General features: G+C 46.0%; 12 protein-coding genes. 8 read left to right on the top strand and 4 right to left on the bottom strand.

The genetic code is table 11. The features are described 5' to 3' along the window. Positions 1-2: 2 nt before the first annotated feature. Positions 3-572: a PilZ domain-containing protein gene (locus KIT90_RS13525; RefSeq protein WP_045412803.1), complete on the bottom strand. Its 570-nt coding sequence runs from the start codon at positions 570-572 to the stop codon at positions 3-5. A gap of 264 nt (positions 573-836) precedes the next feature. Here KIT90_RS13525 and lolC point away from each other — a divergent pair, with 264 nt between their 5' ends. The 3 genes from lolC to lolE are packed head-to-tail and all read left to right on the top strand — an operon-like array spanning position 837 to position 3,992. Beyond that, a complete protein-coding gene (gene lolC / locus KIT90_RS13530) occupies positions 837-2,045 on the top strand; it encodes a lipoprotein-releasing ABC transporter permease subunit LolC (protein ID WP_285377088.1) in 1,209 nt (402 codons plus the stop codon). Next, a complete protein-coding gene (gene lolD / locus KIT90_RS13535; protein WP_005437497.1) occupies positions 2,038-2,745 on the top strand; it encodes a lipoprotein-releasing ABC transporter ATP-binding protein LolD in 708 nt (235 codons plus the stop codon). The genes lolC and lolD overlap by 8 nt, the downstream gene beginning before the upstream one ends. Positions 2,746-2,747: 2 nt before the next feature. After that, positions 2,748-3,992 (top strand): lipoprotein-releasing ABC transporter permease subunit LolE, encoded by a 1,245-nt coding sequence (gene lolE, locus KIT90_RS13540; RefSeq protein WP_285377090.1) that lies wholly within the window; start codon positions 2,748-2,750, stop codon positions 3,990-3,992. A 168-nt stretch (positions 3,993-4,160) separates the two neighbouring features. Here the strand turns inward: lolE and KIT90_RS13545 are convergent, their stop codons facing one another. Beyond that, on the bottom strand, positions 4,161-4,670 hold the full coding sequence (locus tag KIT90_RS13545) for a DUF2062 domain-containing protein (RefSeq protein ID WP_009707126.1): 510 nt from the start codon (positions 4,668-4,670) through the stop codon (positions 4,161-4,163). 8 nt (positions 4,671-4,678) lie between these two features. Here KIT90_RS13545 and KIT90_RS13550 point away from each other — a divergent pair, with 8 nt between their 5' ends. Genes KIT90_RS13550 through kdsB form a run of 5 tightly spaced genes read left to right on the top strand, consistent with a single transcriptional unit; the run spans position 4,679 to position 10,651 of the window. Further along, a complete protein-coding gene (locus KIT90_RS13550) occupies positions 4,679-6,937 on the top strand; it encodes a DNA internalization-related competence protein ComEC/Rec2 (RefSeq protein ID WP_285377091.1) in 2,259 nt (752 codons plus the stop codon). Between the two features lie 31 nt (positions 6,938-6,968). Then, the gene (msbA, locus tag KIT90_RS13555) at positions 6,969-8,720 is read left to right on the top strand and encodes a lipid A ABC transporter ATP-binding protein/permease MsbA (RefSeq protein WP_285377093.1); all 1,752 of its coding nucleotides are present in this window, start codon (positions 6,969-6,971) and stop codon (positions 8,718-8,720) included. 5 nt (positions 8,721-8,725) lie between these two features. After that, positions 8,726-9,733: a tetraacyldisaccharide 4'-kinase gene (lpxK, locus tag KIT90_RS13560; RefSeq protein WP_285377094.1), complete on the top strand. Its 1,008-nt coding sequence runs from the start codon at positions 8,726-8,728 to the stop codon at positions 9,731-9,733. Next, positions 9,714-9,893, top strand: coding sequence for a Trm112 family protein (locus KIT90_RS13565; RefSeq protein ID WP_005378451.1), 180 nt, complete (start codon positions 9,714-9,716; stop codon positions 9,891-9,893). Before lpxK ends, KIT90_RS13565 begins: the two co-directional genes overlap by 20 nt. After that, on the top strand, positions 9,893-10,651 hold the full coding sequence (kdsB, locus tag KIT90_RS13570) for a 3-deoxy-manno-octulosonate cytidylyltransferase (protein ID WP_285377095.1): 759 nt from the start codon (positions 9,893-9,895) through the stop codon (positions 10,649-10,651). The genes KIT90_RS13565 and kdsB overlap by 1 nt, the downstream gene beginning before the upstream one ends. Before the next feature lie 80 nt (positions 10,652-10,731). Here kdsB and KIT90_RS13575 read toward each other — a convergent pair whose 3' ends face one another. Both KIT90_RS13575 and KIT90_RS13580 read right to left on the bottom strand, forming a co-directional pair. Next, the gene (locus KIT90_RS13575; RefSeq protein ID WP_005437485.1) at positions 10,732-12,291 is read right to left on the bottom strand and encodes a SpoVR family protein; all 1,560 of its coding nucleotides are present in this window, start codon (positions 12,289-12,291) and stop codon (positions 10,732-10,734) included. A 12-nt stretch (positions 12,292-12,303) separates the two neighbouring features. Beyond that, entirely contained in the window at positions 12,304-13,575 is a 1,272-nt protein-coding gene (locus KIT90_RS13580; protein WP_285377096.1) for a YeaH/YhbH family protein, read from the bottom strand. Positions 13,576-13,610: the final 35 nt, after the last annotated feature.

Consider the following 13,610-nt stretch of genomic DNA (forward strand, 5'->3'; position numbering starts at 1 on the left):
AATTATTTGTTATCTCGCTCTAGTGAGCGCTGACGGAGTAATTTTTGCTGTTGGTATAGCGCGGCTTTAATTAATAAATCTTGGTCAGCTTCTCTAAGTAATTTGTACTTGAGTGTGATCACATAGCCTTGCTCGGCAGATTCGCATTCTACTATCTGAGCGTAGCAGTAAATTGCTGCAGCTGGATGATCTAAGAAGAGTTTTACGCGAACCAGTTTTCCTGTTTCTACTTCTGAATCACTGCGATAGCTCAACTGGCTAGCGCCGAATTGAGTTGTTTGAAAACGTAATTTGGCATCATCTTGTTGAGAAAGCATAAAACTCAGTAGCAGGTTTAATTTTGAGTTCTGTGTATCCAGCAAATAGATGACGTGTTTGAGCTCTTTGCTTTGCAGCTCTAGCCTCGCGTTATCAGCCAACATATCGAGATGACTGAATTCACTCGCAACAATGAAAGGTGCTGGGATTTCTGATACAAAAGTCTCTTCATCTGGCAGAGCAAAGCCCGTCTCTAACGTTTCGACGTTGATCGTCAGATTGTGGTGTACGGTGAAGTATTCTTGCTCTGTCATAATTTGGTCCTTTTCTGCCAACGAGCGCTCTCATTTCATTGAAGAATGAGTAGGATAGGGCAATGATTATCGCTAATCAGTTTAAGTTATCAAGTTTACCTGTTTTTCTGGCTGAACTTTTTGCTGTAAATAGGGACTTATTGCATGTCGTTGACAAATTTGGCGATTATCTTGTCTTCTTCATAGTAAGAGTAAGGTAAGATAACGAATATTAATTAGCTAAGTAATAGCTCCATTATTAAAAAACCAGTTGGTTTGCCTTATATGTATCATCCTATCTCTCTGTTTATCGGCTTGAGGTATCTTCGGGGACGCTCCGGAGATAGGTTTAGTCGATTTGTTTCTTATATGTCGACAGCGGGTATCACGATCGGTGTGATGGCGTTAGTGACCGTACTTTCCGTTATGAATGGCTTTGAAGCCCAGCTTAAAGAACGCATTTTAGGTGTGCTTCCTCATGCGGTCGTTTCACAACATGATGGTAAAACTCCTATCAGTGAAAATGCCCCTCAGTTCATTCAAGATATGTCGACAAGCGCGAAACCGGAACCTATCGTTCGTGGTGAAGCGGTGATCCAAAGTTCTGCTCAGTTGACGGCTGGCTACCTAATTGGTATTGAACCTAAATTGGGCGATCCTATCTCTAATCACCTTATTGCTGGCCGTTTATCGTCACTAAAACCGGGTGAGTATAAAGTTTTTCTTGGTCACAGTTTAGCGCGCTCCCTGAAAGTTTCTATGGGTGACAAAGTGCGTTTGATGGTGACCAATGCCACCCAATTTACGCCTCTAGGACGTATTCCAAGTCAACGTAACTTCACTGTTGCGGGCATTTTTAATACCGGCTCTGATGTCGACGGTCAGCTCATGATCGTTAACATGACGGATGCTTCAAAGCTAATGCGTTTGCCGAAAGACACCGTCTCGGGTTGGCGCGTGTATTTCTCTGACCCGTTTATGGTGACTGAATTTGCAGACAAGCCATTGCCAGACGATTGGAAATGGAGTGATTGGCGTGAGCAACGTGGTGAGCTTTTTCAAGCAGTGAAAATGGAAAAGAACATGATGGGCTTGATGCTTGGCCTGATTGTTGGCGTTGCGGCGTTTAACATCATTTCTGCTTTGATCATGGTGGTGATGGAGAAGCAATCAGAAGTCGCGATTCTCAAAACCCAAGGGATGAAGCAATCTCAAGTGATGGCGATTTTCATGGTGCAAGGTGCAAGTAGCGGTGTGATTGGCGCGATTGTTGGCGGTGCTGTCGGTGTGGCTTTATCGCTCAACCTCAATGCGATTTTGGAAGCCGCAGGCGTTGCCTTGTTTAGCTTCGGTGGTCATCTGCCAATCGTGATTGATTCATTCCAAATCTTATTAGTGGTAGTGCTGGCGATTGCTCTGAGTCTAGCTGCAACTGTTTACCCGTCTTACCGAGCATCTTCTGTTAAACCTGCTGAGGCACTTCGCTATGAATAAACTATTAGAATGTCGTGATATTCGTAAAGTCTACCGAGAAGGCTCGCTAGATACTGAAGTGCTGAAAGGCGTGAGTTTTGATATCGACAAAGGGGAGTTGGTTTCAATTGTTGGCTCATCAGGCTCAGGTAAAAGTACGTTACTTCATATTCTTGGCGCATTGGATGATGCGACCGAAGGTGAGGTCGATTTTCTAGGTCAGGATTTGTCCGCGTTAAGCTCGAATAAGCAAGCCGCATTACGTAATAAACACCTTGGCTTTGTGTATCAGTTCCACCATTTGCTGGCTGACTTCACTGCGGTAGAGAACGTGGCAATGCCTTTGTTGATCGGCGGAACAAAGGTCTCTGAAGCGAAAGAAGCAGCACAAGCATTACTAGAAAAAGTGGGTTTAGGTCATCGCATGGATCACCGCCCATCCGAACTGTCTGGTGGTGAGCGCCAACGTGTTGCCATCGCAAGAGCACTGGTGAATAAACCTGATCTGGTATTAGCAGATGAACCAACGGGTAACCTCGACCACAACACGGCACTGGCAATTTATGATTTGATGCGTGAGTTAAACCAAGAGTCGAATATTGCCTTTTTGGTCGTGACTCATGATAACGAGTTAGCGGCGAAAATGGACCGTCAAATGCATATGCAAGATGGCTTGCTGGTGGATCGCTTTATCACTGAAACAGCGGTTGCGGAGGGCTAATTTTGTTTTCATCTTTAGCATTGATGATCGGCGGCCGTTTCAGTCGCGCTAAAAAGCGTAACAAGATGGTGTCGTTCATTTCACTTTCTTCAACCATCGGTATTGCTGTCGGCGTCGCAGTGATCATCATTGGCCTTTCTGCTATGAATGGTTTCGAGCGTGAGTTGCAATCGCGCGTGCTGTCGGTTATTCCGCACGGTGAATTGGAAGGGGTGAATGGCCCGCTGCACAATTACACCAAAACCATGAATCAAGCGCTAAACCACGAACACGTTGTTGCGGCAGCACCTTATGTTCGGTTTACGGGTTTGGCCGAAAAAGGCTCCAAGTTAAAAGCGATAGAGGTTCGCGGTGTCGACCCTGCTTTTGAACAGGCCGTCTCGAGCATGTCTGAATTCATTGACCCAGAAGCTTGGCAAAACTTCTATCCAGGTCAAAAACAAGTGATTTTGGGTCGTGGTGTTGCGAACGAACTGAACGTCGATGTAGGTGACTACATTACGTTGATGATTCCACAAACAGGCAGCACCAATAAAGTTCAAGCACCGAAGCGTGTTCGAGTTAAGGTCGCGGGCTTTTTAACACTAAATGGTCAAATCGATCATTCGCTCGCTTTGGTCCCACTGAAGGATGCTCAAGCGTATGCGCGCTTGGGTGATGGCGTTACCGGGATCTCTCTTAAAACCGATGATGTGCTGAACGCCCCTTCGATTGTGAGAGAAGTAGGTAATCTGATTGATGTGTATGTGTATCTAAAAAGCTGGCAACAACAGTTTGGCTTCTTGTATCGCGATATCCAGTTAGTCCGCACCATTATGTACTTGGTAATGGTACTAGTGATTGGTGTAGCGAGCTTTAATATTGTTTCGACACTAATGATGGCGGTAAAAGACCGCGCGGCAGAAATCGCGATTCTTCGAACCATGGGTGCGAAAGACGGGCTGATTAAGCGCATTTTCGTTTGGCAAGGTGTGTTCTCAGGGGTATTCGGCAGTATTGCTGGCAGTATTGTCGGTGTGTTTGTCGCATTAAACTTAACACCAATCATCAAAGCCTTAGAGAGCTTGATAGGGCACCAGTTCTTATCAGGGGACATTTACTTTGTCGACTTCCTGCCATCACAACTGCATTGGCCAGATGTTGCTTTGGTATCAAGCACGGCGATTATTTTGAGCTTGCTTGCGACTTGGTACCCAGCTTCTAGAGCTGCGAAGCTTAATCCCGCTGCAGTTTTGAGCTCGAAATAACAAGCCAAATAAACGAAACACAAAAAATAAAGGACCGAATTTCGGTCCTTTATTTTTAAGTCTGTACTGGCTCAGTATTTTTCATACCTAGGCTACATCTTCTTTCATTTCAAACGTTAACTCTTTTCCAATCAACGCGCTGTAACCTGCCATTTTTTCAATAAGTACTTATCGTATTTTGCGTTTTTGCCAGCTTCTCACTACTGAATATCGCCAGAGTCCACGAATACCGAAGTAGCCAATGATTGCCGAAGCAACACCACAAATCGCGCAGCCTAACAAGAACGGAGGCCCAATGGTGTTCATTTGCTGCATGATGAATTCCCACGACAACTCAAAGTGGAAAGGTTGTGGTGGTACATGCATCACGAGTGCGCCAAGTTTGTACGCAAAGTAGAACAACACTGGCATGGTGATTGGGTTACTGATCCAAACAAGGGCAACAGAGAGAGGCAAGTTTACGCCAAGCATGATGGCAAGACCTGCAGCCATGATCATCTGACTCGGAAGCGGAACAAACGCCATAAAAAGACCAACAGCAAAAGCACCAGACGCAGAGCGACGATTTAGACACCACAGGTTTGGGTTGTATAAAACGTTGCCGAAGACCTTCAGTGCTTTTTGGCGTTTGATCATTTCATGATCTGGCATGAAGCGTTTAATCAGCTTTCTAGGCATAGGACGACATGACTCTCTTAGAAAAAAGTTTGACCTTGGCGTTATTTGTAGCAAGCGTTATTTCGTCTGCGTGGTGGCCGACGATGCCAGATTGGCGATGGTTGCTGCTGGGAATAATTGCCATTGGCTCGATAATCAAATTACGGCGTGGCTTATTGAGCATAGGCGCAATTTGGGGCTTTATGGTTGTCATTATCCACGGCAATGTTATGGAGCATCAAAGACAAGCCCTGTTTCAAGCAGGGGTGAATATTACCATAAATGGTAAAGTTGACAGCCCTTTTACGCAAATAAGTCACGGATATGAAGGAATTGCGCGGATTGATCAGGTTAATTCTCAAAAGCTGTTACCTTTTCTTAAACCAAAAATCCGATTGATAACCGCATTCCCTCTGACTGTTAACAGCGAATTCACCACTCAAGTCACGATGAAACCCATTTTTGGTCTGAAGAATGAAGCTGGGTATGATGCAGAGAAACAAGCCGCTGGAAAAGGTATTGTTGCAAGAGCGGTAGTCATTTCTGATGCGACGTGGGTAATTCGCACACAAACTTCTATTCGTCAGCAAATCATCGCGACCACCAAAGAACATATCTCAGAGCTTGAACATTTTCCTTTGATCAGTGCGCTTGCTTTTAGTGACCGCTCATTGCTTACTCAATCAGATTGGGATGCTCTGAGAGATAGCGGCTTACTGCATTTGGTCTCGATATCGGGTTTGCACATAGGCATGGCTTTTGCGTTTGGAATGAGTGTCGGCTTTGCTGTTAGGTATGGGCTGCCCAGCTACGTCTTCCTCCCGCCATTATTTGGACTTATCACTGCTCTAACTTATGCGTGGTTAGCCAACTTCTCTTTACCTACCACTCGTGCGTTTTCTGTCTGCGCCATTTACTTGCTGTTGAAATTTAGCTTGGTTTATTGGAGCCCATGGCGTGTGCTTCTACTTGCGGTCTCAATACAGCTTTGCTTAGAGCCGTTTGCACCTCTAAATATAAGCTTCTGGTTGTCTTACCTTTCCGTTGTTGCGGTATTGTTTGCGGTTAATGTCGTACAACAGGCTCAAGGGCATTGGATTGCTAAGTTAACAGCACTACTGAAAGTACAGTTAGTACTTACTATGTTGATTGTTCCCATCAGTGGTGTGTTTTTCTCAGGAACCAGTTTGTCTTCCATCGTTTATAACCTCATTTTTATTCCTTGGTTTGGTTTCATTGTCGTTCCTTTGATGTTTATCGCGCTCATTGCTACTCCTTTGTTTGACGATATCGCTGCTCTGCTTTGGCAATGTTTAGATTGGGTGCTTTTGCCCCTTAGTTGGTCATTGCAGTTCGCTGAAGGCAGTTGGTATTCAATGAGTCTTGAGATGACGCTACTGGTTATTGCGATAACTTGCGCTTCCATCGGGACGAGATTTCTAACCGAAGGCGTGATGGCTATTTTGCTGCTTGTTATTGTTTCTGCTGCACTGTTTCATGAACGTCAATTTGGACGTTGGCGTATCGATGTGTTGGATGTAGGGCATGGTCTGGCCGTTTTGATAGAGAAGGAGGGGGAGGTTCTTCTTTATGATACTGGGAAAGCGTGGAACACGGGCAGTATCGCTCAACAGGTTGTTTCGCCCGTTTTGCATCGCAGAGGCTTTCGTTCCATCGATGTATTGATTGTGAGTCATGCAGACTCAGACCACGCTGGTGGTCGAGACTACATAGAGCAACATTTTTCGCCAAAAACAAAATTCAGCAGTCAGCAATACTTTAATTACCAGCGATGTATTGCAGGAGAGCAATGGACTTGGCAGGCGCTTAAATTTGAAGTGTTGTGGCCGCCTAAGCAGGTAAACCGTGCTTACAATCCTCATTCGTGTGTTATTCGAGTCGTCGATACAGAATCTGATTTTAAATTGCTTCTAACGGGAGACATCGAAGCCATCAGCGAGTGGATATTAGTTCGTGAACCCGAAAAGCTAGAGAGTGATGTGATGCTTGTGCCTCATCATGGCAGCAAAAGTTCATCCAACCCTAAGTTTGTGAAAGCAGTTTCTCCCCAACTTGCCATCGCGTCTTTAGCTAAAGCCAATCAGTGGGGAATGCCTGCAGACAAGGTCATTCATGCTTATGAGAATGCAAACGCACACTGGCTGGATACGGGAGCAAGCGGTCAAGTGTCGGTGTTCATAGATCAAGACAATTGGCATTTTGAAACCAAACGTAGTGAGACAATTGAGCCTTGGTATAGGCAGATGCTGCGTAAGGGAGTAGAATAAGAGTCTTAATGTAAGAAAATAAAGCACTTCTATGTCGATAAATACTGATGAAACGACCTGGCAGACGTTTAAGCGTCTATGGCAATTTATTCGCCTTTATAAGTCAGGCATTATCGTTGCCGTCATTGCGTTAGTCATTAATGCACTTTCAGATACCTATATGATTTCGTTGCTAAAACCGCTTCTTGATGAAGGTTTTGGTAATGCGGAATCTGATTTTCTACGCACGCTTCCACTGATTGTTTTCGCCATGATGTTTATTCGTGGTGTGAGCGGATTTGTTTCCACATACTGTTTAAGCTGGGTATCCGGCAACGTGGTAATGCAAATTCGTAGAATGGTGTTCAACCACTTTATGCACATGCCTGTGTCTTACTTTGACAAAGAAAAAACAGGTAACTTGCTATCCCGTATTACTTACGATTCAGAACAAGTCTCTGCAGCAACTAGCCAAGCGCTGGTGAGCATTGTACGTGAAGGTGCGAGCATCATCGGTCTCCTTGTGCTGATGTTCTACAACAGCTGGCAGCTCTCTCTAGTACTATTTGCTGTTGCACCAGTGGTGGCATGGGGCATTGGTATCGTTTCTAAGCGATTCCGTAAGATTTCGAAGAACATGCAGACCATGATGGGGAATGTGACGGCTTCTGCTGAGCAAATGCTGAAAGGTCACAAAGTCGTACTAAGCTACGGCGGTCAAGATATCGAAGGCAAACGCTTCGAAAAAGTCAGCAACCAAATGCGTCAACAAAGCATGAAGTTGGTGACAGCTCAAGCCGCAGCAAACCCAATCATTCAAATGATCGCGTCTATTGCGATTGTTGTTGTGCTTTACCTAGCAAGTATCGACTCAATCAAAGATCAATTAACGCCGGGTACATTTACCGTTGTGTTCTCTGCAATGTTTGGTTTGATGCGTCCGCTTAAAGCGCTGACCAACGTAACGTCACAATTCCAACGTGGTATGGCAGCAAGCCAAACCTTGTTCGCACTGGTAGATCTAGAGCCAGAGAAGAACGAAGGTAAGTTCACTGTAGAACGTGCAAATGGTGATGTTGCAGTGAAAGAAGTCAGCTTTACCTACGAAGGTGCAGAGAAACCAGCACTTGAGAACGTGAGCTTTGATATTCCAAAAGGCAAGACGGTTGCGTTGGTTGGGCGTTCAGGTTCAGGTAAGAGTACCATCGCGAACTTATTCAACCGCTTCTACGACGTGAGCAGCGGTTCGATTACGCTTGATGGTCACGATATTCGCGATTACGAGCTGAAAAACTTACGTGAGCAGTTCGCGCTTGTATCGCAAAACGTGCACTTGTTTAACGATACGATTGCAAACAACATTGCTTACGCGACAGAAGATCAATACACACGTGAAGACATCGAACGTGCCGCTAAACTTGCTCACGTCACTGAGTTCGTTAGCAAGATGGAAGACGGCCTTGATACGATGATTGGTGAGAATGGTGCGAGTCTATCTGGCGGTCAACGTCAACGTGTCGCCATTGCTCGTGCACTTCTTCGCGATGCCCCTGTTTTGGTCCTTGATGAAGCGACATCAGCTCTGGATACGGAATCTGAGCGTGCTATTCAATCGGCGCTGGATGAACTGCAAAAAGACAAGACGGTACTGGTGATTGCACACCGACTATCGACTATCGAGAATGCAGATGAAATTCTAGTGGTAGATGAGGGCTCGATCGTTGAACGTGGTAACCACGCGGAGCTGATTGCCAAGAAAGACGGTGCGTACGCTCAACTTCATCGAATTCAATTTGGTGCCTAAGAACTGTGGTTGAAAAAATCTGGTTCGAAAACCATCCTCTCAAATACCTGCTGTGGCCGCTTTTGTGGCCACTGAGCTTGTTGTTTGGTGCGATCAGTAAGTCTAAGCGTCAACAATATCAATCAGGTAAAAAACAAGCTTACAAAGCGCCAGTGCCTGTAGTTGTAGTGGGTAACATCACGGCTGGGGGAAATGGTAAAACACCTGTTGTTGTTTGGCTGGTGGAACAATTACAGCAGCTTGGCTACAAACCAGGCGTTGTGTCTCGTGGTTATGGGGCGAAAGCGCCGCAGTATCCGCTTGTTTTGGATGACAATACACCAGCGAAACACTGTGGTGACGAGCCGAAACTGATTTATCGTCGTACTGGTGCGCCTGTCGCTGTAGATCCGGTTCGTTCCAATGCGGTGAAAGCATTGCTTGAAACTGGCGTTGACATCATTATTACTGACGATGGCCTCCAGCATTACGCTCTAGAGCGAGATATCGAGTTTGTTATCGTTGATGGTAATCGCCGCTTTGGCAATGAAAGCCTTATTCCACTTGGCCCGCTACGTGAAGGGGTAGAGCGTCTTGCTGAAGTCGATTTTATCATCACTAATGGTGGTCAAGCTCAGCATGGCGAAATGCCAATGTCTTTAGCGCCATCAAAGGCGATAAACCTGAAGACTAAGCAACAGGTCGAGGTTGGTGAATTACGTGATCTCGTTGCGTTTGCGGGGATTGGGCATCCACCACGATTTTTTAATACACTTAACACAATGAATGCGGATGTCAAAGTGACGAAAGGCTTTGCCGATCATCAAGACTTTGACCAGCAAGAATTACACGCATTGGCTCAACAAGGGGCGAATGTGATTATGACAGAAAAGGATGCCGTCAAATGCGACAGTTATGCGCAAGACAATTGGTGGTATCTGCCCGTTTCTGCACAGTTTGAATCAAACGATGCAGAGCGAATTTTAAATCGAATAAAAGAGGTTAAAGCGACTTATGGATCACCGTCTGCTTGAGATTGTAGCTTGCCCTGTGTGCAAAGGTAAGCTGACGTACGATAAAGATAATCAAGAGTTGATCTGCAAACTGGATCGCCTTGCTTACCCAATCAAAGAGGGTATTCCTGTTCTGCTTGAGCCAGAAGCACGAACTATGAGCATGGACGAGGGACGCTAATGTCTTTTACGGTTGTCATTCCTGCGCGTTACGCGTCAAGCCGCTTACCGGGTAAACCGTTGGCAGACATTGGTGGTAAACCAATGATCCAATGGGTTTATGAGCAAGCGTTACAAGCGGGCGCTGAAGACGTGATTATCGCAACTGACGATGAGCGCGTATCGGCGGCGGCAGAGCAGTTTGGTGGCAAGGTTTGTATGACCTCGCCAAACCACGAGTCTGGCACTGAGCGACTAGCAGAAGTGGTAGAAAAAATGGCAATCCCTGCAGACCACATCGTGGTGAACGTTCAGGGTGATGAACCATTGATTCCGCCGTCTATTATTCGCCAAGTTGCTTACAACCTAGCAGGTTGCGATGCACCAATGGCAACGCTTGCGGTTGAGATTGAATCGGAAGAAGAAGTCTTCAACCCGAATGCGGTGAAAGTGGTTGCGGACGAGCGTGGTTACGCTATGTACTTTAGTCGTGCGACGATCCCTTGGGATCGTGACAACTTTGCCAAGCAAGGCAAAACCATTGCTCACCCATTGATGCGCCACATCGGTATCTACGCTTACCGTGCTGGCTTCATCAACACTTATGTGAATTGGCAGCCAAGCGCACTTGAGCAAATCGAGTGTCTGGAGCAACTTCGCGTGCTTTGGTACGGTGAAAAGATTCATGTTGAAGTGGCAAAAGAAGCGCCAGCAGCAGGTGTGGATACACCAGAAGATTTAGAAGCAGTACGAGCCATTGTCGCTAGCCAAGCACAATAAGTGAGCATTGATTTTAGAATTAGAAAGGCTCCTCATTGAGGAGCCTTTTTGTATTTGCGATAGGTTAGATGCTGTATCGGCTAGATATTGGTGTCGTACTGATTGCGTTTTGGACATGTTGAGAGAATCTCTCTGTGGCCGGTGTCTTTCACTTCTTCAAGAATCACATCAAAACCCCATAAGCGGTAAACGTGTTTCAAGACTTCTTCATAACTGTTATCCAAAGGAATGCGATTATGAGGAACATACTGAAGCGTTAGAGAGCGGTCGCCTCGTACATCCACGTTAAAGACTTGAATGTTCGGCTCTAGATTCGCCAAGTTATACTGCGCTGCTAACGTTTCACGAATGCGTCGGTAACCCATTTCATCATGAATGGCTGCAACTTCGACGAAGTTCTTACGATCATCATCGTTAATAGCAAACAACTTGAAATCACGCATGAGCTTCGGTGACAAGTATTGGCTTATAAAGCTCTCATCTTTGAAGTTATGCATGGCAAAGTGAACCGCATCTAGCCAGTCTGTTCCTGCTAACTCAGGGAACCACTCTTTGTCCTCATCGGTTGGCTCTTCACAGATGCGTTTGATGTCACGGAACATCGCAAAGCCAAGCGCATACGGGTTAATGCCGCTAAAGTAAGGGCTGTTGTAAGGCGGTTGTGCAACCACGCTTGTGTGACTGTGCAGAAACTCGAGAATGAATTTTTCAGACACTAAACCTTCATCGTAAAGGTGATTAAGGATGGTGTAGTGCCAGAAGGTTGCCCAACCTTCGTTCATGACTTGAGTTTGCTTCTGTGGATAGAAGTACTGGCTTACCTTACGCACGATACGCACAATCTCGCGCTGCCATGGCTCAAGCAGAGGAGCATGTTTTTCAAAGAAGTAGAGCAGGTTCTCTTGTGGTTCGCTCGGGAAGCGCACTTTGATGTCTTCTTCTTTGGTTTTCGATTGTGGAACGGTTCGCCAAAGCTCATTCACTTGCGATTGCAGATAAGCTTCACGCTCTTCCTGACGGGCTTTCTCCTCATTGATGGAAATCTTCTCAGGGCGCTTGTAACGGTCCACGCCGAAGTTCATTAAAGCATGGCAAGAGTCGAGTAGTTGTTCGACTTCATGTACGCCATAACGCTCCTCACACTCAGCAATGTAGTTCTTCGCAAACAAGAGGTAGTCAATGATCGAGCTGGCGTCGGTCCAAGTTTGGAACAGATAATTGCCCTTGAAGAACGAGTTATGTCCATAACAAGCGTGAGCAATAACCAGCGCTTGCATGGTGATGGTGTTCTCTTCCATCAGGTAAGCGATACATGGGTTTGAGTTGATCACGATTTCGTAAGCCAAGCCCATTTGACCATGCTTATAGTTCTGCTCCGTTTGGATGAACTTTTTACCAAATGACCAGTGATTGTAGTTGATGGGCATACCGATGCTTGAGTATGCATCCATCATTTGCTCTGAGGTGATGACCTCAATTTGGTTAGGGTAGGTGTCGAGACGATAATGCTCCGCCACACGCTTGATTTCTTTGTGGTAACGCTCCAGCAATTCGAATGTCCAATCTGGACCATCTGGAAGCATATTTTCTCTGCGCTTCTTCGAGGCTTCCCCCGAAAGGTTTGTCGTTGCGGTATTCATCGCTAGCCTCCTTTACGCCGTTTCTTTTTGGAATAGTTCACGGAAGACTGGGAAGATATCCTCCACGGAGCGGATGTTCTTCATGGCGAAGTTTGGAAACGATTCGCTCAGTTTCTCATACTCGTGCCACAGTGTTTGGTGTGAGCGACGCGTGATCTCAATGTATGAATAGTACTGGCAGTTAGGCAGTAACTTATTGACGAGTAACTCACGACAGCGAGGCGAGTCGTCAGCCCAGTTATCACCATCGGATGCCTGTGCAGCGTAGATGTTCCATTGACCCACAGGGTAACGGTCTTGGACTATTTCGTTCATCAACTTCAGCGCGCTCGAAACAATCGTGCCGCCCGTTTCTTGCGAATAGAAAAACTCATGTTCGTCGACTTCTTTCGCTTGGGTATGGTGACGAATGAAGACCACTTCCACGTTCTCGTAGGTACGCGTTAAGAACAGATAAAGCAGTACATAGAAGCGTTTTGCAATGTCTTTGGTGGCTTGGTCCATAGAACCAGAGACATCCATCAGACAAAACATGACTGCTTGGCTTGAAGGCACTGGGCGCTTCTCATAGTTCTTGAAACGTAAATCGAAAGTATCAATAAAGGGTACGCTTCCAATTTTCTTGCGTAGCTCTTCTATTTCCTTCTTCAGACGATTTTCTTCGAGCTGTTGAGCGGGCTCGATGTTTTTGATGCGAGTAAGTTCATCCTCTAACTCGTTTAGCAGACGTTTCTTACCTGCTGTCATTGCGGTGCGTCGTGCCAAAGATTGTTGTAGCGAACGAACGACAGCAATGTTGGATGGAATACCTGCGGTTTGATACCCCGCACGGTGAGTTTTCCACTCTGTGATTTTGGCAATTTGGTTCTTCTCAAGATTCGGTAACTCTAAATCTTCAAACAAGATATCGAGGTACTCATCTTTTGAAATTTGGAAAACGAACTCGTCTTGGCCTTCACCGTCAGGGCTCGCATTGCCTTCACCAGCACCTCCGCCTTGGCCGCCACCTTTCGGGCGTTCGATCTTATCACCAGTGATAAATTGGTCGTTGCCAGGATGCACGCGGTCACGCACGCCCCCTTTACCCTGATGAAACATAGGTTCGTTGATGTCTTTGTGCGGTATAGCGACGTCTTCGCCCGTTTCCGTGTTCGTGATCGAGCGTCGATTCACTGCGTCAGCTACCGACTCTTTAATCTGCTCTTTATGGCGTTTCAAGAAGCGCTGTCGATTAACAGCGCTCTTGTTCTTGCCATTGAGCCTTCGGTCTATAAATTGCGCCATGAAATAGCCCTCTTCATGTTTCACAAGCGACCTAA

This window comes from Vibrio sp. B172a, assembly GCF_030248355.1.
GTDB lineage: Bacteria > Pseudomonadota > Gammaproteobacteria > Enterobacterales > Vibrionaceae > Vibrio > Vibrio owensii.

What these genes read in the sequence shown, in the direction of transcription:
- KIT90_RS13565 (WP_005378451.1), top strand. Translation starts at nt 9,714, where the DNA reads ATGGATCACCGTCTGCTTGAGATTGTAGCTTGCCCTGTGTGCAAAGGT.
- KIT90_RS13580 (WP_285377096.1), bottom strand. Translation starts at nt 13,575, where the DNA reads ATGGCGCAATTTATAGACCGAAGGCTCAATGGCAAGAACAAGAGCGCT.
- lolD (WP_005437497.1), top strand. Translation starts at nt 2,038, where the DNA reads ATGAATAAACTATTAGAATGTCGTGATATTCGTAAAGTCTACCGAGAA.
- msbA (WP_285377093.1), top strand. Translation starts at nt 6,969, where the DNA reads ATGTCGATAAATACTGATGAAACGACCTGGCAGACGTTTAAGCGTCTA.
- kdsB (WP_285377095.1), top strand. Translation starts at nt 9,893, where the DNA reads ATGTCTTTTACGGTTGTCATTCCTGCGCGTTACGCGTCAAGCCGCTTA.
- KIT90_RS13525 (WP_045412803.1), bottom strand. Translation starts at nt 572, where the DNA reads ATGACAGAGCAAGAATACTTCACCGTACACCACAATCTGACGATCAAC.
- KIT90_RS13575 (WP_005437485.1), bottom strand. Translation starts at nt 12,291, where the DNA reads ATGAATACCGCAACGACAAACCTTTCGGGGGAAGCCTCGAAGAAGCGC.
- KIT90_RS13550 (WP_285377091.1), top strand. Translation starts at nt 4,679, where the DNA reads ATGACTCTCTTAGAAAAAAGTTTGACCTTGGCGTTATTTGTAGCAAGC.
- lolC (WP_285377088.1), top strand. Translation starts at nt 837, where the DNA reads ATGTATCATCCTATCTCTCTGTTTATCGGCTTGAGGTATCTTCGGGGA.
- KIT90_RS13545 (WP_009707126.1), bottom strand. Translation starts at nt 4,670, where the DNA reads ATGCCTAGAAAGCTGATTAAACGCTTCATGCCAGATCATGAAATGATC.